Source organism: Pseudomonas sp. Tav-5-1A (genome assembly GCF_055755055.1).
Genome location: NZ_CM146901.1, coordinates 4,043,535 through 4,063,352, shown reverse-complemented (window position 1 = coordinate 4,063,352; position 19,818 = coordinate 4,043,535). Strand labels below are relative to the sequence as shown.

At 62.2% G+C, this 19,818-nt stretch carries 21 protein-coding genes; 10 read left to right on the top strand and 11 right to left on the bottom strand.

Annotated elements, in window-relative coordinates; genetic code table 11:
- Nucleotides 1–167: 167 nt before the first annotated feature.
- Together AC0J42_RS18405 and AC0J42_RS18400 are read left to right on the top strand one after the other, a co-directional pair.
- Complete coding sequence (locus AC0J42_RS18405) at nucleotides 168–377, top strand: AbrB/MazE/SpoVT family DNA-binding domain-containing protein (RefSeq protein ID WP_473002899.1); 210 nt, start codon at nucleotides 168–170, stop codon at nucleotides 375–377.
- Nucleotides 378–395: 18 nt separating this feature from the next.
- The gene (locus tag AC0J42_RS18400; protein ID WP_473002898.1) at nucleotides 396–857 is read left to right on the top strand and encodes a type II toxin-antitoxin system YhaV family toxin; all 462 of its coding nucleotides are present in this window, start codon (nucleotides 396–398) and stop codon (nucleotides 855–857) included.
- 37 nt (nucleotides 858–894) lie between these two features.
- Here AC0J42_RS18400 and AC0J42_RS18395 read toward each other — a convergent pair whose 3' ends face one another.
- Nucleotides 895–1,149, bottom strand: a complete 255-nt coding sequence (locus tag AC0J42_RS18395) for a DUF3077 domain-containing protein (RefSeq protein ID WP_473002897.1) — start codon at nucleotides 1,147–1,149, stop codon at nucleotides 895–897.
- 88 nt (nucleotides 1,150–1,237) lie between these two features.
- Between AC0J42_RS18395 and AC0J42_RS18390 the strand changes: the two genes are divergently transcribed.
- On the top strand, nucleotides 1,238–1,531 hold the full coding sequence (locus AC0J42_RS18390) for a transposase (protein ID WP_473002674.1): 294 nt from the start codon (nucleotides 1,238–1,240) through the stop codon (nucleotides 1,529–1,531).
- The gene (locus tag AC0J42_RS18385) at nucleotides 1,528–2,388 is read left to right on the top strand and encodes an IS3 family transposase (RefSeq protein ID WP_473002672.1); all 861 of its coding nucleotides are present in this window, start codon (nucleotides 1,528–1,530) and stop codon (nucleotides 2,386–2,388) included. The genes AC0J42_RS18390 and AC0J42_RS18385 overlap by 4 nt, the downstream gene beginning before the upstream one ends.
- Before the next feature lie 455 nt (nucleotides 2,389–2,843).
- On the opposite strand, the gene AC0J42_RS18380 is transcribed toward AC0J42_RS18385, so the two are convergent.
- Nucleotides 2,844–4,268: a sugar porter family MFS transporter gene (locus AC0J42_RS18380; protein ID WP_473002896.1), complete on the bottom strand. Its 1,425-nt coding sequence runs from the start codon at nucleotides 4,266–4,268 to the stop codon at nucleotides 2,844–2,846.
- A gap of 270 nt (nucleotides 4,269–4,538) precedes the next feature.
- On the opposite strand from AC0J42_RS18380, the gene AC0J42_RS18375 reads away from it, so the two are divergent.
- Nucleotides 4,539–4,856, top strand: a complete 318-nt coding sequence (locus AC0J42_RS18375) for a helix-turn-helix domain-containing protein (protein ID WP_416424989.1) — start codon at nucleotides 4,539–4,541, stop codon at nucleotides 4,854–4,856.
- The gene (locus tag AC0J42_RS18370) at nucleotides 4,849–6,108 is read left to right on the top strand and encodes a type II toxin-antitoxin system HipA family toxin (RefSeq protein WP_473002893.1); all 1,260 of its coding nucleotides are present in this window, start codon (nucleotides 4,849–4,851) and stop codon (nucleotides 6,106–6,108) included. Before AC0J42_RS18375 ends, AC0J42_RS18370 begins: the two co-directional genes overlap by 8 nt.
- A gap of 9 nt (nucleotides 6,109–6,117) precedes the next feature.
- Here the strand turns inward: AC0J42_RS18370 and AC0J42_RS18365 are convergent, their stop codons facing one another.
- Nucleotides 6,118–6,978, bottom strand: a complete 861-nt coding sequence (locus AC0J42_RS18365) for a LysR family transcriptional regulator (RefSeq protein ID WP_473002892.1) — start codon at nucleotides 6,976–6,978, stop codon at nucleotides 6,118–6,120.
- Between the two features lie 122 nt (nucleotides 6,979–7,100).
- Here AC0J42_RS18365 and AC0J42_RS18360 point away from each other — a divergent pair, with 122 nt between their 5' ends.
- A complete protein-coding gene (locus AC0J42_RS18360) occupies nucleotides 7,101–8,270 on the top strand; it encodes a mandelate racemase/muconate lactonizing enzyme family protein (RefSeq protein WP_416424986.1) in 1,170 nt (389 codons plus the stop codon).
- 77 nt (nucleotides 8,271–8,347) lie between these two features.
- Entirely contained in the window at nucleotides 8,348–9,643 is a 1,296-nt protein-coding gene (gene dctA / locus AC0J42_RS18355) for a C4-dicarboxylate transporter DctA (RefSeq protein WP_416424985.1), read from the top strand.
- A 23-nt stretch (nucleotides 9,644–9,666) separates the two neighbouring features.
- Here the strand turns inward: dctA and AC0J42_RS18350 are convergent, their stop codons facing one another.
- From AC0J42_RS18350 to AC0J42_RS18340, 3 genes are all read right to left on the bottom strand, one after another.
- A complete protein-coding gene (locus tag AC0J42_RS18350) occupies nucleotides 9,667–10,449 on the bottom strand; it encodes a WbqC family protein (RefSeq protein ID WP_473002891.1) in 783 nt (260 codons plus the stop codon).
- A gap of 53 nt (nucleotides 10,450–10,502) precedes the next feature.
- Entirely contained in the window at nucleotides 10,503–11,393 is an 891-nt protein-coding gene (locus AC0J42_RS18345) for a glycosyltransferase family 2 protein (protein ID WP_473002890.1), read from the bottom strand.
- Nucleotides 11,394–11,717: 324 nt separating this feature from the next.
- On the bottom strand, nucleotides 11,718–12,671 hold the full coding sequence (locus AC0J42_RS18340; RefSeq protein ID WP_473002888.1) for a GlxA family transcriptional regulator: 954 nt from the start codon (nucleotides 12,669–12,671) through the stop codon (nucleotides 11,718–11,720).
- A gap of 289 nt (nucleotides 12,672–12,960) precedes the next feature.
- Here AC0J42_RS18340 and AC0J42_RS18335 point away from each other — a divergent pair.
- Nucleotides 12,961–14,102 (top strand): IS3 family transposase gene (locus tag AC0J42_RS18335; RefSeq protein ID WP_473002887.1). Its coding sequence is split into 2 segments (ribosomal slippage): nucleotides 12,961–13,210 and nucleotides 13,210–14,102, totalling 1,143 coding nucleotides; the frame shifts between segments, so codons are not numbered across the junction.
- A 329-nt stretch (nucleotides 14,103–14,431) separates the two neighbouring features.
- On the opposite strand, the gene AC0J42_RS18330 is transcribed toward AC0J42_RS18335, so the two are convergent.
- Both AC0J42_RS18330 and AC0J42_RS18325 read right to left on the bottom strand, forming a co-directional pair.
- On the bottom strand, nucleotides 14,432–15,292 hold the full coding sequence (locus AC0J42_RS18330; RefSeq protein ID WP_473002672.1) for an IS3 family transposase: 861 nt from the start codon (nucleotides 15,290–15,292) through the stop codon (nucleotides 14,432–14,434).
- A complete protein-coding gene (locus AC0J42_RS18325; RefSeq protein WP_473002674.1) occupies nucleotides 15,289–15,582 on the bottom strand; it encodes a transposase in 294 nt (97 codons plus the stop codon). The genes AC0J42_RS18330 and AC0J42_RS18325 overlap by 4 nt, the downstream gene beginning before the upstream one ends.
- 448 nt (nucleotides 15,583–16,030) lie before the next feature.
- On the opposite strand from AC0J42_RS18325, the gene AC0J42_RS18320 reads away from it, so the two are divergent.
- Nucleotides 16,031–16,825: an SDR family NAD(P)-dependent oxidoreductase gene (locus tag AC0J42_RS18320; RefSeq protein WP_473002884.1), complete on the top strand. Its 795-nt coding sequence runs from the start codon at nucleotides 16,031–16,033 to the stop codon at nucleotides 16,823–16,825.
- An 18-nt stretch (nucleotides 16,826–16,843) separates the two neighbouring features.
- On the opposite strand, the gene AC0J42_RS18315 is transcribed toward AC0J42_RS18320, so the two are convergent.
- Genes AC0J42_RS18315 through AC0J42_RS18305 form a run of 3 tightly spaced genes read right to left on the bottom strand, consistent with a single transcriptional unit; the run spans nucleotide 16,844 to nucleotide 19,784 of the window.
- Nucleotides 16,844–17,626 carry an ABC transporter ATP-binding protein gene (locus tag AC0J42_RS18315; protein ID WP_473002881.1) on the bottom strand — a complete coding sequence of 261 codons (783 nt, stop codon included), beginning with the start codon at nucleotides 17,624–17,626 and terminating at the stop codon, nucleotides 16,844–16,846.
- A complete protein-coding gene (locus tag AC0J42_RS18310; protein WP_473002878.1) occupies nucleotides 17,623–18,681 on the bottom strand; it encodes a FecCD family ABC transporter permease in 1,059 nt (352 codons plus the stop codon). Before AC0J42_RS18310 ends, AC0J42_RS18315 begins: the two co-directional genes overlap by 4 nt.
- On the bottom strand, nucleotides 18,681–19,784 hold the full coding sequence (locus AC0J42_RS18305; protein WP_473002876.1) for an ABC transporter substrate-binding protein: 1,104 nt from the start codon (nucleotides 19,782–19,784) through the stop codon (nucleotides 18,681–18,683). Before AC0J42_RS18305 ends, AC0J42_RS18310 begins: the two co-directional genes overlap by 1 nt.
- Nucleotides 19,785–19,818 lie beyond the last annotated feature (34 nt).

Here is a 19,818-nt window from a genome sequence, read left to right as displayed (position 1 = left end):
GGCGCGCTTGGCTCTGTCGAGTGCGCGGTAGACGTTTGACGTCACCAGCGGAAACGAGCAGAAACCAAATGCCTGTGCCTTCCGCCGGTCGGGGAATGTCACCCGGGGCACGGTCCTGTATAGTTTTCTGACGCAAGCAATCCATCTAGCGACTCGAGGGCTGAGTTATGTCGAAATCGAAGGCGAAGGTCGCGTGTATCGCCGCTGAGCGAGAGGCGCAGGAGGCCAAGCAGGGCTTCCTGGGGCTTCTGCATGAGGACATGGCCAGCGCCCCCGAGAAGATCCAGCCTATTCCTGCGCCACTGCTGAGCCGCATGGCTGCACTGCGAGCCAAGGCCAAGGCCAACCGCGAGCGGAATGAACCACTTGAGATGTAATCGGTGAATTCAGGGGCGATGGCTGGCCGCCATGGCTGGTCGCTGTTTGGGCACCCCTTGTTCCTCAAGCGGCTGGAGGAGTTGGTTGAGGAGGTGGAGGTGCTGGCGGAGGCAAATCCTCTGCATTTTCACCATCATCCACACTACAAGCTTTTCGAGAAGGTCGACGATGCCATCAGGGTGCGTGTCCCGGCTAACCCCGCAGCCAGGGAATACCTGCAGGGCAATACCTTGGGAAAAAAATGTCGGCATTGGCGTCGCATCAAGGCGGGGATGCCGAACCGCTATCGGCTGTTTTTCCAGTTCAGGGCAGAGGCTCCCCACAGCATCATTTATGCTTGGTTGAATGATGAGCTTACCCTTCGCAAGGACGGCGCCCGAACGGACGTGTACGTGGTTTTCCAGGCGATGCTCAAAAACGGGCAGATTCCCTCGAGTTTTGATGACTTGAAAGAAGCGTCACGCCCAGTGCCGGCGTGACGCTCACCGTGCTGCATTTTGCCTTGGGCTGCCCCCGCTACTTCACCGCCACCAGCGCATCCACCAACCCCTTCGCCCCTTCGATATGGTGCAGCGTCGACCACACCAGGCCCTTCTCCACACCTTCGCCATCGGTCAGCTCGTAGGCCGAGTCATAGGCGCAGCGCAGCAGGTGCCCCAGGTGGCACAGGGCGTCTTCCAGGCTGATGCCCGGGTTCACGCTGAAAAACGGCTGCTCGCGTGAATCGCGCATGCCGAAGGGCAGCGCGGTGGTTTCCAGATAATCATTCATGACCAGGTTCCCTTTGGGTAAAAATGGGCCTGTCCCATGACAACGGACGCCAAGAAGCGATACTTACATTGCCATCCTGGAGGTTGCCATGTACCCAAGTACTCGCCGTAACTATACCGATGAATTCAAAATGCAGGCTGTAGCCCTCGCGGAATCGGTGGGCCGAACCGAAGCTGCCCGTCAGCTCGACATCTCCGTCAAGACGTTGGACAACTGGGTTGATGCAGCACGAAAGGGGCTTGCGCCAAGCTCCCCCAATCGTCGCCCCATCTCCAAGGAAAGCAGCGAACTGGCACGGCTCCGGGCCGAAAATGCCGAGCTCAAATTGGAGCGCGAAATCCTAAAAAAGGCGGCAGTATTCTTCGCCAAAGAGTCCAGGTGAGATACGCCTTCGTCGCTGCAGAACGGGCTCAATTCCCTGTCCGCACACTGTGTCGGGTCATGGGTGTCTCCGTTTCAGGGTTTTACGACTACCGGCATCGGCGCAACCGTCCTGACCCTGATGCAGAGTTACGTCTTGAACTGCATAAGGTCTTCACTGCCAGCCGTGGAACCTACGGACGGCCCCGACTGGTTCAAGCGCTACGCCAGAAGGCTTACGCCGTGGGCCCTAAACGGGTTAGCCGCCTCATGCATGAAGAGGGCATCCAGAGCAAAGGCAGAGCCAGGTACGTGCCGTGCACCACCGATAGTCATCACTTTCAGCCTGTGGCAAACAATCTGCTTGATCGTCAGTTTTCGGTGCATGGCGCCGTGCCCGCCTGGGTCAGTGATATTACCTACATCCCAACTAAAGAGGGCTGGATGTATTTGGCAGTGGTGTTGAGCATCCAAACCCGTCAGGTACTGGGTTACAGCTTCGCTGACCGGATGCCAGACGAACTCGTTGAACGGGCTTTTATCAACGCCTGGAACGCCTGCCTGGGGGCTTGCGGAGTGATTTTTCATTCTGATCAGGGACGTCAATACGCCAGCGGAAGGTTCCGCCAGACCTTGGCTGCGAAAGGCGTGACGCAGAGCATGAGTCGCAAGGGAAACTGCTGGGACAACGCGGTGGCCGAAAGCTTCTTCGCTACACTCAAGCGAGAGGAGGCTTGCGGGACCTATCCCAGCAAACAGCAGGCGTATGTATCGATCGCCAGCTACATCCATGGGTTTTACAATGCCGTCCGACTGCACTCGGCACTGGGGTATCGTTCACCGAACGACTACGCGAAAGGGTTGAGACGGACGGCGTGATGAACAGCTTCTTGGCGTCCGTTAACGGGGGACAGGCCCAAAACGGCGTGATGGTGGGTGAGGCCGTGCAAAGGGGGGGGGCGGGTGTTGGCTTTTGCATGGAGAAACTCCTGATACGTTGAAGGAGCTCCCACTCTCAAGTGACCAAACAAGGGGGTGGCAGCTATGCGAGGGTTGGTCAACCGGGGTATCAGGGACCCGGCGCATCCGAAGACGCCCCGCGCACAGCTGCCATAAAACCTCATGCTGGCGAAACGCGCATGAAGATGGCGACGCTACTGCGCCTGATAACCAGTGGGTGACCAAACCCTACCGCTGATGAGCAGCGGCGGGCAGAGATTAGTCACCTATGGAAAAGCACGCAAGCAGCCAAATGTAAGCTAATTATTCGATTATCGCAGACGTTGTAGGGCTTTTCCTAGGATGATTCCTACGTCTATGTTTCCCGATGTGTCTCACAACTCCTTCTTCATGTGCTTCTCGATCTGCTCCAGGGTCTTGCCCTTGGTCTCCGGCAAACAGAAAAACACAAACGCCAGCGAGCCCACGTTGATCGCCGCGAACACAAAGAACGTCGGGTTGCCCAAGGTGCTCACCGCCACCGGGAACAGGAACGCCACGCTGGCGTTGAACAGCCACTGCATCGACACCGCCACGCCGGTCAGCAAACCGCGCACCTGCATCGGGAACAGTTCGGACATCAGCAGCCAATACACCGGCGCGATGCACATCTGCATGAACAGCAGGAACACCAGAATGCAACCCAGCGCCGCGTAGCTTTGCGCAAGGTTCTGCGGCATGAACTGCAGCACGCAGCCCAGCGCGGCCTGCATCAGCACTACGATGACCAAGCCGGTCATCAGCAGGTGCCGGCGGCCATAACGGCCGATGGCCCAGATGCCCAGCAAGGTGGCAACCACCGAGACCACGCCGTTGCCGATGGTGGCGGTGAGGGCGGCGTTGGTGCCCATGCCGGTGTGCTGCAAAATAATGGGCGTGTAGTACATGAACGCGTTCACGCCGGTGAACTGCGCGGTAAAGCCCAGGCCCACGCCAATCAGCAGCAGCTTGCGCACCCACGGCTGGCGCAGCAGGGCCCCGGCAGAGGCGTGGCTGCGGTGCTGCTGGTCGTGGGCTTTCATCGCCTCGACCTCGCGCTTGGCTTCGGCGGGGCTGTCGCGCAGGGTTTCCAGCACGGCCTGGGCGTCGTCGTAGCGGCCCTTGGCGGCCAGCCAGCGCGGCGAGGCCGGCACGAAGAAAGTGCCCACCAGCAGCAGAAGGCCCGGTATTGTGGCAATCGCCAGCATGTAGCGCCAGATGCCCGGGGCGTGCAGCAGCGCCGCCAGCACCGCGCTCAGCACGTAGGCCAGCAACTGGCCGCTGACGATCATCAGCTCGTTGCGGCTCACCAGCCGCGCGCGCTTCGACGGCCCGGCGATTTCCGCGATAAACACCGGCACCGTGGCCGAGCCGCCGCCCACGGCAATGCCCAGCACGAAACGGGCGGCCACCATGAACGCAATCGACGGCGCCACCGCCGTGCCCAGGGCGCCGGCAATGAACAGCACCGCCAGCACTCGCAGGGTCACGCGGCGGCCAAAGCGGTCGGACAGGTAGCCGCTGGCCAGCGAGCCGAACGCGGCGCCGACGATCAGCGACGCGGTGATCAGCCCTTCGCTGAGCGGGTTCAGCCCCAGCCCACCCTGGGCCACGGGCAAGGTCATGAAGGGCAGGGCGCCGGCGATGATGCCGGTGTCATAGCCAAAGGCGAGGGCGCCCATGGTGGCCACCAGCACCGATATCAGGATCAGGCGCTGGGGCGAGGTGTGCTGGCGGGCGGTTTCACCCGCGGGGTGCGATGCGATAGTGCTGGTAGCCATGGGCGGCAGACCTCTCTGGAAACGACGGGGTGCCAAAATGGCTCACATCGTGTTTAGGGCCGTGCCAGAGCGGTTGGTTCCGTTTTTTGTGGCTCGGAATGACGTAACGTGATGGGTACAACGTCCGTTGCTAATAAATCCATTTAAATATGGTTTATCGTGAATTTAGGCGTTTAGCGCACACAATACGGGATTTAAAATCGCTGATTGCGCTAAGCTTAAATCCATGGAAATGTGGGCTAACCGAGTGATGCGGATATTGTGGCCAAAATGTTGGATTTAAGCCTTACCAAACCTGCTGAAGTTGTGAAGCGGCTCTGCGAGCGCCTGCGCACCGAACGGCTGGCGCAGCAAATGACCCAGGCTCAGGTGGCTGCGCGCGCTGGAGTTGCAACCAACACCGTGTCAAATCTGGAGGCAGGGCGCAACGTGGGGTTCGAAGCGCTCGTTCGCGTGGCCATGGTGCTTGGGCGTGGCAAGGAGCTTGAGGGACTGTTCCTGCCCAAGCTGGAAAGCATCGATGACATTCGTCGCTACGAGAACAGCGCGCAACGGCAACGGTCGAGAAGGAAAGCCGACAATGCTTGAGAAAGTGGAGGTCTATTACGACGGCTGGGGTGAGCACTGGTTGTGGGGCACGCTGGTTTCGACGAAAGCCGTCACTGGGCGGCCCCAAGTGGTGTTCGAGTACAGCGACGAGGCAAGGAGCAAGGGGTTGGAGTTGTCCTCCTACACCCTGGCACTGGCGGGGGAGAGATTGCGCAAAGGCTTCGCGCCGCACCAACTGGGGCTGCCAGGCCCTGTGTATGATGCCTTGCCTGACGGCTGGGGCATGCTACTCATGGACCGCCTGTTCAAACGTCGCGGTTTAAACTCCGCACGCATAGGCCCGCTCGAACGTCTCGCTTACATCGGCGGCAATGCCATGGGTGCGATGTCGTTCGAGCCGGTTGCGCCTGAGGTAGGCGAGCGGCTGGCGCCTGTCTCCATTGCCTTGTTGGCAGCCGAAGTGCGGGAAGTTCTCAGTGGCGAAGGTGGCGAATTTTTGCAGCGCTTGTTGCTGGTCGGCGGCTCCCCACAAGGCGCCCGGCCTAAGGCGCTGGTTTACCGTGACCCACTGAGCGGGGCATTCACGACCGCTGCCGAGCCGGGATTCGAGGCGTGGCTGATCAAGTTTCCTGCCAGGGAGGAGCATCCCGAAGTGTGCGCGGTGGAAATGGTCTATGCCGAGTGCTTGCGCCTATGCGGCATACCGACGCCCGATACTCGGTACTTCAGTTTACCCAATGGGCTCGCGGCGTTTGCCAGTAAGCGCTTTGATCGCCACGACGGGCTGCGCGTCCCCATGCAAAGCCTTGCAGCCTTCACCGGCGCCGATTTCAGGTCGCCTGGGGCTTTGGACTACGTCAACTTTCTTCGTGCCACGCACCTGTGTACCAACGATGTGCGCGAGAAAGCCCTCGCGTTCGAACGGGCGGTGTTCAATGTGGCGTTCAATAACCGCGATGATCATCCCAAGAACTTTGCCTACGTGATGTCGGCCGGGGGGTACTGGCGCTTGGCGCCCGCCTATGACGTGACGTTCTGCGAGGGACCAGGTGGCTATCATCAAATGGACGTATTGGGTGAGGCGCTCGAAATTGACCGCCAGGCGTTGCTCAAGTTGGCGAACGAGGCAGAGGTGGCTGCCGATGTCGCTGGCCGCCTGATCGACAGGTTTTGCGAGGTGGCTAGGCGTTTCAGGGTGATTGCCGAAACGATGTACCCTGGGGTCATTACCGAGCAAACCTTGCAGACCATCCAGGGTCGTATCAACGACAACGTCGAACTGCTTCGCTGATACCTGCCCCTACATATCCGCCCAAAACCGCTCCGCATGCTCCCCCAACGGCATCCGTGGCCGAAACACGCGGATCTGCGCGGCAATGGCCTGCAAGCCGTGGCCCGCGGCAACCAACCGTCCAGCCGTCACCTCGCTGGCGGCCAGGCTCTCGGGCAGCCACGCCACGCCCTTGGCCTGCAACGCCATCGACAACAGCACCGCGGCCAGGTGCGAGCTGAACACGGTGTCCAGCCGGGGGTGGCCGGGGTGGGCATGCAGGTGCGAGGCGACGATGCGCCCCAGCCCCGACTCGGCGGTGTAGGCCAGGAAGGGCAGGCGCTCAGTGGTGTCCAGTTCTGGCGACTGCAATGCCAGCAGCGCATCACTGCCAATGACCTTGCTCTCGAACAGGCTGCTGTCGAAACGCGGCGGCACCCCGGGGTGCTGGTGGCAGATCAGGAACTGCACCTCGCCACTCAGCAGCAGCTGTTCGCAGGCGGCCATGTTGTCCGAATGCAGGCTGATGCCCTCCAGCGGCGCGCCCTGTTCCATGGCGCGGATCCAGGCAGGGAAGAAGGTGAACGACAGCGAATGGGTGGCCGCAAAATGCAGGGTGCGGCTGGCCTTGCCGGCCACCTGCTGCACGTCGGCGCGCATCTGGTACAGGCGCCGGGTCAGCTCGCGGGCGTTGTCGAGCATGCTGCGCCCCGCTGCGGTCAACGTCGCGCCCTGGGGCGTGCGCTCGAACAGCTCGACCCCCACCCAGCTTTCCAGCGCGCGTATACGGCGGCTGAACGCCGGCTGGGTGACGTGGCGCAACTCCGCGGCCCGCGAGAAATTTTCACTTTCAACCAGGGCGTTGAAGTCTTCCAACCACAGCAATTCCATGAGCGATGCCTTGTACGCATAGGGTTCCCCATTAATAGCATTGGCCCGTTTTTCCCGTCCAGTCGTAGAGTCCCCTCGCACCCCTGGCCTGCCAGGCAAGACAATCAGAGAGGACGCTTTCCATGCGCATCGTCGACATCCGCGAGAAGACGGTTTCCATCGCATCGCCCATTGCCAATGCCTACATCGACTTTTCCAAAATGACCTGCTCGGTGGTCGCGGTGATCACCGACGTGATCCGCGACGGCAAGCCGGTAATCGGCTACGGCTTCAACTCCAACGGCCGCTACGGCCAGGGCGCGCTGATGCGCGACCGCTTCCTGGCGCGCATTACCGAGGCCGACCCCGACACGCTGGTGGACCAGGCCAACGACAACCTCGACCCGTTCGCCATCTGGAAAACCCTGATGACCAACGAGAAACCCGGCGGCCACGGCGAGCGCTCGGTGGCGGTGGGCACCCTGGACATGGCCATGTGGGACGCGGTGGCGAAAATCGAGGGCAAGCCGCTCTATCGCTTGCTGGCCGACCGTTACCGCAACGGCGTGGCCGACGACAAGGTGTGGGTCTACGCCGCGGGCGGCTACTACTACCCCGGCAAGGACCAGAGCAAGCTCAAGGCCGAGATGCAGAGCTACCTGGACCGCGGCTACGACGTGGTGAAGATGAAAATCGGCGCCGCGCCCCTGGACGAAGACCTGCGCCGCATCGAGGCGGTGCTGGAGGTGGTGGGCGACGGCCGGCGCCTGGCGGTGGACGCCAACGGCCGCTTCGACCTGCCCACCGCCCTGGCCTACGCCGAGGCGATCAAGCCGTACAACCTGTTCTGGTACGAAGAGATCGGCGACCCGCTGGACTACGCCCTGCAGGCCGAGCTGGCCAACCATTACGAGCTGCCCATGGCCACTGGCGAGAACCTGTTCTCGCACCAGGACGCGCGCAACCTGCTGCGCCACGGCGGCATGCGCCCGGACCGCGACTATCTGCAGTTCGACTGCGCGTTGTCCTATGGCTTGGTGGAGTACATGCGTACTCTTGAGGTGATGAAGGAGTTGGGCTGGTCGTCCCGCCGCGTGGTGCCCCACGGCGGCCACCAGATGTCGCTGAACATCGCCGCCGGCCTGCACCTGGGTGGCAACGAATCCTACCCGGACGTGTTCCAGCCCTTCGGCGGCTTTGCCGACGGCATCCGCGTGGAAAACAGTTACGTGGGCCTGCCGGACATTCCGGGCGTGGGCTTCGAGGCCAAGGCCGCGCTGTACCAGGTGATGCGCGAGCTGGGCGAGGGCTGATTCGAGTTTTGCCGTAAGGCGGCCCCTGCACGGGGCCGTGCTTGTCCTCACTACAAAAACAACACTGAGGTACAACCATGAACACGACCACGCGCTGGTACAAGCTGTTGTATGTGCAGGTGCTGATCGGCATCCTGCTGGGCGGGGCGATCGGTTACCTGGTCCCCGACTTCGGCGCCAAGCTGCAACCCCTGGCCGACGGTTTCATCAAACTCATCAAGATGCTGCTGGCGCCGATCATTTTCGGCACTGTGGTGGTGGGTATCGCCAAGATGGGCAGTATCAAGGAAGTGGGGCGCATCGGTGGCAAGGCGCTGCTCTATTTCGAGGTGGTGTCCACCATTGCCCTGGTCATTGGCCTGGTGGTGGTCAACGTCATGAAGCCCGGCGTGGGCATGAACATCGACGTCAGCGCGCTCAACGGCGAAGCCATCAAGGGCTATGCCCAGGCGGCCCACGAGCAGGGCGGCGCGATCAATTTCTTCATGAACATCATCCCCACCACCTTCGTCGATGCGTTCGCCAAGGGGGCGATGCTGCAGGTGATTTTCATCTCGGTGCTGCTGGGCATCGCCCTGGTACAGATTGGCGCGCCGGCCCAGCCGTTGATCAACGTCATCGACCTGTTGTTGCAGGGGCTGTTTCGCATCGTCGCCATGGTCATGCGCCTGGCGCCCCTCGGTGCGGGGGCGGGCATGGCGTTCACCATCGGCAAATATGGCATCGGCACGTTGCTGTCGTTGGGGCACCTGATGCTGGCGCTGTACCTCACTACGCTGCTGTTCATTGTGGTGGTGCTGGGCGCGATCGCGCGCTGGTCCGGCATTCCGCTGCTGACCTTCCTGCGCTACTTCAAGGACGAGATCCTGGTGACCCTTGGCACCTGCTCCACCGAAGCGGTGCTGCCGCGCATGATGATCAAGCTGGAGAAGCTGGGCTGCCGCAAATCGGTGGTTGGCATGGTGCTGCCCACGGGGTACACGTTCAACTCCGATGGCACCTGCATCTACCTGACCATGGCGGCGATCTTCGTGGCCCAGGCCACCAACACGCCACTGAGCCTGGCGGACCAGCTGGTGGTGCTGGGGGTGCTGTTGCTGACCTCCAAGGGGTCGGCGGGCGTGGCGGGCGCAGGCTTCGTGACCCTGGCCGCGACCCTGTCGGTGATACCGCAGATCCCGCTGGTGGGCCTGGTGCTGTTGTTGGGGGTGGACCGCTTCCTCAACGAAGCGCGGGCGGTCACCAACCTGCTGGGCAATGGCATCGGCACCCTGGCCATCGCCAAATGGGAAGGCGCCCTTGACCTGGCCAAGGCGCAGCAGGAGATCGCCCAGATGAACAAACCACCGGCCCCAACCCCGGTGACCCCGTAGCAGCTGCCGCCAGGCGGCGTGTTTCAGGCGTGGTTGACTGCCCGCGGGGTGCGGCGCCGTTCCTGTAGCACCGCCGGCTGCACGGGCGTCTCCACGGTGTGCAGCGAATAGCGCTGCAGCAGCGCCGCCAGCGCCTCGGCGTCGTTGAACATCATCACGTCGATGATGGACAGGTTGCCGACGAAGGGGTGCTTGAACTGGCGGTAGCTGATGTCGTCGTCCATGGCTAGGAACTTCAGTTCCAGCCCATGTTCGGCAAAATGCCGGGGGTCGTAGAGGCTGGTGCCGCCCATGGAATTGATGCAGCGCCGGGCGCCAAACTGCCGGGCGGTGCGGATGACCCGGTCCTGCTTGTCCAGTGGTGCCGGCAGCGCAAGGTCGGAGGCGCGGAAGAATGGCGTGTGAATGCCCAGGTAGGAGCACAGCTGCTTGAGGTTGTGTTCGATGTACAGCGCCAGGTTGCGCTCGGGGTGCAGGATTAGCGCCTCCAGCATTGCCATCACCTGGGCAAAGCAAGGTGCCTTGGCGTAGTTGCTCCTGATGACGTTCAACAACCGCTGCGCTTCGTCGGCAAAGTTGTCACTGGTCTCGCGTTGATTGATGGCCAATTCGAAGCTGCCACGTTTCAGCGGGAAGGTCAGCAGCCGCGCCTGGCCGCCGACGAGTACGTTATTGCGGTTGACCCAACCCGACTTGATATATTGCAAGTCGTCGCCCAGCACAAATACATCGGCGGCGGCAATCAGTTGGAAGTATCCCAGATAAGGGAATAAATACGGCTGCATCATGGCGATTGACGTGAACATTCAGGTGTCCTCAATTATTTGAATTGTCTGTCGGGCAGCCGTTGCGGCAGGGTTCAAGTGGCAGAGGTGGTCAGGCGCTTATAAAGGTTGACGCCGATATTCCGGCCAAGCAGCATCAAGGCTTGTAGTTTTTGTAGCGGCGAGATGGCGGCCAGGGAAAAAGTAAAAACATGGATCAGGAAGTATTCATACAAGGGCTGGTTGCCCAAGCGGTAATAATAATTGGACAGCGCCTGGCAAGTCTGCAAACTCATGTGCAGCTTGCGTTTTTCCGAGCGCATGGAAAAGATGCCGCCGGGGTGCACCCGGTACGCGGCTGGTTTTATCTGCGCAAGAAACTTGCCCTTGCCGTGGGCGCCCAGCAGCGACCACCAGCACATGTCGCTGAGTGGCGCGCCCTGCAACTCCCGTGGCATCTCATGGAATACATTGCGAAAGCACACGGTCAGCGTGGACAGCTGGCGGCCTTGCTGCAACTCGAGGGCGCTGGCATCGCGGCGCAGCTTGCCTTGCAGTTGCAGGCCCCGTTCACCATTGATGTCGAAGGCCATGGCGTCGTGGAAGGTCAACACATAGTCGGGGTGGGCTTCGAGGAAATCGGCCTGGATCTGCAACTTGGCCGGGTCGGTCCAGTAGTCATCGCCTTCGCAGTAGGCGATATAACGGCCGCGGGCGTGCTTGAATATCTCGGGGATGCATTCCTTGCCTTGTTGGAATTGGTTTTCTGTCTGGTAAAACGGCCGGATAATATCGGGATAGCGGGTGGCATAGTCCGCAAGTATCCGCGCGGTGGCGTCGGTGGAGGCGTCATCGTGAACCAGAACTTCAAAAGGAAAGTTGGTCTGTTGAGCGATGAAACTGTCCAGGGTGGCGGTAATAAAAACTTCATGGTTATAAGTGGGGCAAACAATACTGACGAGCGGGGCAGGGGAGTTGTTATTCATGGTTCGGCTGCTCGGGCATTAGCCTGTAGGTAAGGTGTTTGCATGATATGACTTGCCATTTTTCAGGCCTCCCTCTGCGCGTTGTGGGTATATGTATCGTCGAAGAGGTTGTACCTGTCAACTGACGGGAAGGGTGATTTGTAAAATTTGCGATACGCGGTGTTAGGTAGCCTGCTTATGGTTTTATTGACTATGTAAAGTGTCAAAAAAACTGGCTCGGGCGGCGTTAAAGTTATGGCGCCTTAACGCGCGTCTGATCATTGGCGTGGGTTAATTGATCAAGGAGCACTATCGGGGCGGATGACTTGAATCAGCGGCCTGGACTCAGGCCTGCGGAAAACTCGCCAGCTGCGTCTCGGTCACCCGCTTGATCGCCTGGGGCGACTGCCCGAAGGCGCGCAGAAAGGCCCGGCGCATGCGTTCGCGGTCACCAAAGCCGCATTCCCGGGCGATGACGTCGAGGGAATGGCGGCCCGCTTCCATCATGATGCGCGCGGCTTCCACGCGCAGGTGCTCGATGGCCTTGGCCGGCGACTGGCCGGTTTCCTCGCGGAACAGCCGGCTGAACTGCCGGGGGCTCAGGTGCGCGACGTCGGCCAGGGTGTCGACCGACAGGTCGGTGGCCAGGTGTTCGCGGGCATACAGCAGCGCGCCCTGGATACGGTCGGTCTTGGGGTCCATGTCCAGCAGCGCGGAAAACTGCGACTGGCCCCCCGAGCGCCGGTGGTGTACCACCAGTTTTTTCGCCACCTGCCTGGCCACCGCGGTGCCCAGGTCCTGCTCGACAATGGCCAGGGCCAGGTCGAGGCCGGCGGTCATGCCGGCCGAGGTCCAGACGTTGCCGTCGATGACAAAAATCCGGTCCTCGTCCATCTGCACGCCGGGGTAGGCGCTGCGGAACGCCCGGGCGTGGGCCCAATGAGTGGTGGCCCGGCGGCCCTGCAGCAGGCCGGCGGCAGCCACCACGAAGGCGCCGGTGCACACGGCGGTGATGCGCCGGGACTGGTGCGCGGCGCTGCGCAGGTAGTCCAGCAGGGCGGGTGGGGCGTTGTCGATGTGGTTGTTGCCGATGACGATGAGGGTGTCGTGGTGGGTGTCCTTGAAGGTATCGGTCTGGATGCCGAAGCCCAGGGAGGAGGGCACGATGCCGCCGTGTTCGGAGAGCAGGGTGAGGTGGTAGTGCGGGCCGTGGAGGTCGTTGGCGGTTTCGAAGACGGTGGAGACGGCGAGGCCGAGGATTTGGAAACCGGGGTAGATGAGGAGGGCGATGGTGGTCATGGTGGTGGGTTCCAGATGCTGGGTCGGGATGCCGGTGATGAAGCTTTTGATCTGCTTTTGATCTGCTTTTGATCTGGCTTTTGATCTGGCTTGTGATCTTGATTGTATGCCCCGTAAAGCGCCCGGGCCGACTGGAGGCGTCGATCAACGGGCTGCCCGAAGGGCCGAGGCCGCAGGCCGAAGAGACGGTAACCCGCAGGCTTCTATAGCGGGTGCCGTCTGATGTGGCCTAATTATCCCGGACACGCCCAAAGGAGCGGTAATCTACCGCTCAACCAAGAGGTGTTCGATGTCCCGACGTAATTTTTCGACAGAGTTCAGGCAAGAGGCAGCAGCCCTTGTCCTTGATAGTGGCTACACCACCCCAGAAGCCTGCAAAGCCATGGGCGTTGGCCCAACCGCACTGCGTCGGTGGGTGGAACAACTCCGCCAAGAGCGTTTCGGAATCACCCCCGAAACGGCTTCAGCCATGACGCCTGAACAACAGCAAATCCAGGCGCTGCAGGTAAAAATCCGCAAGCTCGAGCTGGAGAAGGAAATCTTAAAAAAGGCTACCGCTCTCTTGATGAACGATTCCCTCGATCGAAGGCTTTGATCGATGCGTTAAGTGAGCGTTTCACGGTAACTGACTTGTGTCGTGTTTTTGGGGTAAGCCGCAGCGGCTATTACGAGCATCTCAAGCGCCGCAATTGCCCCGATCCAGATCGGGAGCGGCTGAAAACGTTGGCCACAGGGCTGCATGCCGAAAGTCGAGGCTCCATGGGCGCACGGGTATTGTCTGCGGCACTCAAGGCCCAGGGAGAGCAGGTGGGGCGTTTTTTGGCCGGGCGGTTAATGGCCGAGGCTGATTTGCGGAGCATTCAACGTCGGCCAAACCCTTATCGCCTGGCCACGGTGGAGGCAAAATTTGCACCCAATCTATTGGAGCGCCAGTTCGAAGTGTCGGCGCCCAATCGGGTTTGGTGTGGTGATATCACCTATATCTGGGCGGGGACGCATTGGCTCTATCTGGCGGCTGTCCTCGATCTGTATGCCCGGCGGATCGTGGGTTGGGCCATCTCCAAAAGCCCCGATTCGGCATTGGCGTGCAAGGCATTGGAGCTGGCTTATCAGGCCCGCGGAATGCCCGACAAGGTCATGTTTCATTCGGATCAAGGCTGTCAGTACAGCAGTGAGCTGTTTCGCGACAAGCTTGAAGGATTCGGGATGAGGCAAAGCATGAGCCGGCGTGGAAACTGCTGGGATAATGCACCGATGGAGCGTTTTTTCAGCAGCCTGAAGTCAGAGTGGATACCCAAGAAAGGTTACCAGGACGAGGCGAAGGCCAGGCCGGATGTACTTCGCTACGTGATCCATCATTACAACCAGGTCCGGCTTCACAGCCATAACGAGTACCGCACGCCGGTGGAGCATGAAAGGCTGGCGGCGTAGCTCCTAAACAAATGTCCGGGATTGGTTGACCAGATCAGTCTGCCCGTTGAGCGGCGCCGGAAGGAGGGGACCCGTAGCGCAGCGTAGGGCCCAAGCAGGGGCAAGCGTTTTTTGGTTACTTTTTTTGGCGTTTGAAAAAAAGTGACCCGCCGTAAGGGCGGAAAGGTGATTTTGCATCACCCTCGGTAATGGATATGGTCACGGATTCGGCATCGCGCTTCGGCGATTTCGAACATATCCATTTTCGCGGGGATGCCACCGACCGTTTCGCCCTTACGGCGAGTAACTTTGGGCCTGTCCCCCGTTAACGGACGCCAAGAAGCTGTTCATCACGCCGTCCGTCTCAACCCTTTCGCGTAGTCGTTCGGTGAACGATACCCCAGTGCCGAGTGCAGTCGGACGGCATTGTAAAACCCATGGATGTAGCTGGCGATCGATACATACGCCTGCTGTTTGCTGGGATAGGTCCCGCAAGCCTCCTCTCGCTTGAGTGTAGCGAAGAAGCTTTCGGCCACCGCGTTGTCCCAGCAGTTTCCCTTGCGACTCATGCTCTGCGTCACGCCTTTCGCAGCCAAGGTCTGGCGGAACCTTCCGCTGGCGTATTGACGTCCCTGATCAGAATGAAAAATCACTCCGCAAGCCCCCAGGCAGGCGTTCCAGGCGTTGATAAAAGCCCGTTCAACGAGTTCGTCTGGCATCCGGTCAGCGAAGCTGTAACCCAGTACCTGACGGGTTTGGATGCTCAACACCACTGCCAAATACATCCAGCCCTCTTTAGTTGGGATGTAGGTAATATCACTGACCCAGGCGGGCACGGCGCCATGCACCGAAAACTGACGATCAAGCAGATTGTTTGCCACAGGCTGAAAGTGATGACTATCGGTGGTGCACGGCACGTACCTGGCTCTGCCTTTGCTCTGGATGCCCTCTTCATGCATGAGGCGGCTAACCCGTTTAGGGCCCACGGCGTAAGCCTTCTGGCGTAGCGCTTGAACCAGTCGGGGCCGTCCGTAGGTTCCACGGCTGGCAGTGAAGACCTTATGCAGTTCAAGACGTAACTCTGCATCAGGGTCAGGACGGTTGCGCCGATGCCGGTAGTCGTAAAACCCTGAAACGGAGACACCCATGACCCGACACAGTGTGCGGACAGGGAATTGAGCCCGTTCTGCAGCGACGAAGGCGTATCTCACCTGGACTCTTTGGCGAAGAATACTGCCGCCTTTTTTAGGATTTCGCGCTCCAATTTGAGCTCGGCATTTTCGGCCCGGAGCCGTGCCAGTTCGCTGCTTTCCTTGGAGATGGGGCGACGATTGGGGGAGCTTGGCGCAAGCCCCTTTCGTGCTGCATCAACCCAGTTGTCCAACGTCTTGACGGAGATGTCGAGCTGACGGGCAGCTTCGGTTCGGCCCACCGATTCCGCGAGGGCTACAGCCTGCATTTTGAATTCATCGGTATAGTTACGGCGAGTACTTGGGTACATGGCAACCTCCAGGATGGCAATGTAAGTATCGCTTCTTGGCGTCCGTTGTCATGGGACAGGCCCACTTTTTGGCAGTCGCCCCAAAAAGTCACCAAAAAGGGCTTGCCCCTGCTTGGGCCCTTCGCTGCGCTACGGGTCCCCTCCCTCCGGCGTCGCTCAAGCGGACGACGGCCCGGAATAGAAGCGCCTCCGGTTCCGTCTTCCCCGGCTACGCCGAGGACCGCTTGATCGACGCCTCCAGTCGGCCCGGGCGCTTAACGGGGCCAAGATCAAAAGCCAGATCAAGATCAAGATCAAAAGCCAAAGCCAAAGCCAAAGCCAGATCGAGATCACCGGCAGTTAGCGCCGATTGAATGCCTTGTCCTAAAAAGGTGGATATACGACATTCGCGCCATTGCCACCCATCGTACTCTCCCCCCACACCCACCCACAATCCCGGAGAGCCACCATGACCACCCCAACCCCCAAAGGCACCGCCCTGATCACCGGCGCATCCACCGGCATCGGCGCCGTGTACGCCGACCGCCTGGCCAGGCGCGGTTACGACCTGATCCTGGTCGCCCGCAACCAGCAACGTCTGGCCGCGCTGGCGGAAAAACTGCAGGCCGAGACCGGCCGCACCATCACCCCGCTGGCGGCCGACCTCAATGACCTGGCCGACCTAGCCAAGGTCGAAGCCGTGCTGCGCGACGACGCCAACATCACCCTGCTGGTGAACAACGCCGGCGTCGGCTCGGTGGCGTCGATCCTCAAGGGTGATGCAGACGCCATGCAGGCCATGATCGGCCTCAACATCACCGCGCTCACGCGCCTGACCTACGCGGTGGCGCCGGCCTTTGTCGCTCGCGGCGCAGGCACGATCGTCAATATCTCCTCGGTGGTCGGCATTGCCGTGGAGATGCTCAACGGCGTCTACAGCGCCTCCAAGTCCTACGTGCTCAGTTTCGGCCACGCGCTGCAACGGGACCTGGGCGACAAGGGCGTGCGTATTCAGACCGTGTTGCCCGGCGCTACGGCCACCGAGTTCTGGGACGTGGCCGGCTACGCGGCGCAGAAGGCCGGGGCCAACACCATGACGGCCGCACACCTGGTGGATGCCGCACTGGTGGGGCTGGACCGGGGCGAGGCGGTGACCATCCCCGGCCTGCATGAGGAGCACGAGTGGCAGGCGTGGGAGCAGGGCCGCCGCGCGCTGTCGAGCAAGTTCAGCCATGCCTTGCCGGCGGCGCGCTACGGTGTGTGAGCGATAATCAGGCTGCCCCTACAGCGCGTGGTCCACCACCACCTGCAACGACTGCCGCGAACAACGCTCCACCCGCGCCTGCACGTTGTACACGTCCTGGAACAGCGTGGGGTTGAGCACCTGGTGCGGGGTGCCGCAGCCGTAGAGCCGGCCCTGGTCGAGCACGGCCAGCTGGTCGGCGAAGCGCGCCGCCAGGTTGATGTCGTGCAGCACCACCACGCCGATCAACTGGTGCGTCACCACCTGCGCGCGCACGCACTCCATCACCTTGAGCTGGTAATTGAGGTCGAGGGCGCTGGTGGGTTCGTCCAGCAGCATCACCTGGGGCGTGCGCGCCACCACCTGGGCCAGGCTCACCAGCTGCCGCTGGCCACCGGACAAACTGTCCAGGGCCACGTCGCCCAGGTGGGCGATGCCCAGTTGCTGCAGGGCGGCCAGGGCCTGTTGCAGGGCGGGGTCGCCGCGCAGGCTGGGGTCCTTGGCGCGCACCGCGGCCAGCACGCATTCCAGCACGCTCAAGGCCAGGTTCGGCGGCAGCGTCTGCGGCATGTAGGTCACCCGCTGGCCGCGCTCGGACGGCGCCAGGCGGGCCAGGTCGTGGCCGTCCAGCAGCAGTGCGCCGCTGCACGGTTCAAGGCCGGCCATGGCCCGCAGCAGGGTCGACTTGCCGGCGCCGTTGGGGCCGATCAGCGCCGTCAGGGTGCCGCGCCGCAGCAGCGGCAGGCTCAGTTCATGCACCACCTGCCGGCGCCCGTAGCGCACCGACAGTTGGTTGACCGCAAGGCCGGGCAGGCGATTCATGAGCGCGCTCCACGTTTGAACACCAACAAGACGAACACCGGCACGCCCACCAGGGCGGTGACGATGCCCACCGGCACCACCACCCCCGGCAGAATCAGCTTGCTGGCGATGGACGACAGCGACAGCAGCAGGCCGCCCACCAGCACGCTGGCCGGTAGCAGGAAGCGCTGGTCTTCACCCACCAGCAGGCGGGCGATGTGCGGGCCCACCAGGCCGATGAAGCCGATGGTGCCGACGAAGGCCACGGCCACCGCGCTGAGCAGGCTGATGCGCAGCAGCGCCAGAAAGCGCAGGCGCCTGACGTTGACGCCGAAGCTCATGGCGCGGTCCTGGCCCATGCGCAGCAGGGTAAGGCGCGGCGCCGCGGCGAAGCTGAACGGCATCACCACGGCCAGCACCGCCGCCAGGATCGACAGCTTGTTCCAGTTGGCCCGGGTGACGCTGCCCAGGGTCCAGAACAGCAGCTGTTGCAGCACGTCCTCGGTGGCCAGCAGTTGCAGCAGCGACACCAGCGCGTTGCAGCTGAACACCAGGGCGATGCCGAACAGCACCAGGCTCTGCACCCCGGCGCCACGTAGCCGCGACATGAACTGCAGCAGGAACACCGAGGCGCAGGCGAACACGAACGCGGCCAGGGAAATGGCGCTGTCGTTGCTTAGCCACGCCGTGGCCAGCGGGAACACGATCACCAGCGAGGCGCCCAGCGCCGCCGCCGAGGACACGCCCAGGGTGAAGGGGCTGGCCAGCGGGTTGTCGAGGATGGCCTGCATCTCGGCGCCGGCCAGCGACAGCGCGGCGCCCACCAGCACCGCCATCAGGGCGTAGGGCAGGCGCACGTTCCACAGGATCACCTGCTGCATGGCGTCCAGGTTCTGCGGCTGGACGATGCCGCGCAGCAGGGTCGCCAGGCCCATGCCCGACGGGCCGCTGGCCAGGTCGATCAGCAGCGCCACCAGCAACAGCAGGGCCAGGCCGCCGATCAATTGGCAGCGCCGTGCCAGGCGCCGCCGGTAGGCCAGGCTGACGCTGGCCAGGTCAGGCAGTGGCACGGCCATCAGCGGGCGTCCACCCAGTACTGCCCTTGCATCGGAATGCTGAGGAATTGCTGGTTGATCTGCGCCTGGGTCGCGGCCGGGTCGAGGTCCTTGAAGGCCTGGGGGTTGACCCACTTGGCCAGGGCTTCGATGGCCAGCAGGTTGTACGGCGAGTTGTAGAAGTCATGCCACAGGCCGTGGGCGTTGCCGGCCTGGATGGCGCGCAGGGGCTTGAACTCGGGGCGCTCGAGCACCTTGTGCAGTGACGCTTCGGCCTGCTGCGGGGTGACGCCGGCCCCCAGGATCAGCCCCGGCTGGTGGTTGCCGCTGGCCACGTACACGTCCGGGTCGGCCTGCAGGGCGTATTCCACGCTGACGTCGCCCAGGGCGCCGGGCACCACGTCGGCGGCGATGTTGCGCCCGCCGACCAGCTGGATGATCTCACCCAGGCCGCTCTTGCCCGTGGTGTGGCCAGGGGCCTGCCAGACGCCGGCCAGCAGCTCCAGGAACACTTTCGGGCGCTGGGCCAGGGCCGGGTCGCCGACCACGTCGGTGATGTGCTTGATGTGTTGCTGGTAGAAGTCCAGGTAGGCCTGGGCTTGCGGCTCGCGGCCCAGGGCCTGGCCCAGGGCGGTCAGGCTGGTCTCGGTGCCTTGTACCGGGTTGATGCGGAAGTCGACGAACAGCACCGCGACGCCGGCCTTGGCCAGCACATCGGCCACCGGGCTGTGCTCGGAGGGGCCGTGGCCGGAAATGCTGAAGATGGCCAGGTCGGGTTTCAGCGCCAGGATCTGCTCGGCGCTGACGCTTTGTTCGGAAGCCTGGCCGATCAGGGGGATGTCCTTGATCTGCGGGAATTTCGCCGCATAGACGTCATAGGTGTGGGCGTCCAGCAGGCGCATGTCGTTCTGCCAGCCGACCACGCGGGCGAACGGCGCGTCCTTGTCCAGCAGGGCCAGGGCGCCAATCAGGCGGCCTTCGCCCAGCACCACGCGGTTGACGTGGTCGGGCACCTGCACGTGGCGGCCGAGCACGTCGGTGACCTCGTGGGCCTGGGCAGCCTGGCCGGCCAGGGCCAGCAGCAGGGGGAGGACGCAGCGCAACAGCGCTTTGGGGGTGAACATGGGCAATAAGCTCCTTTGAAGGGGGGGGCGTGGG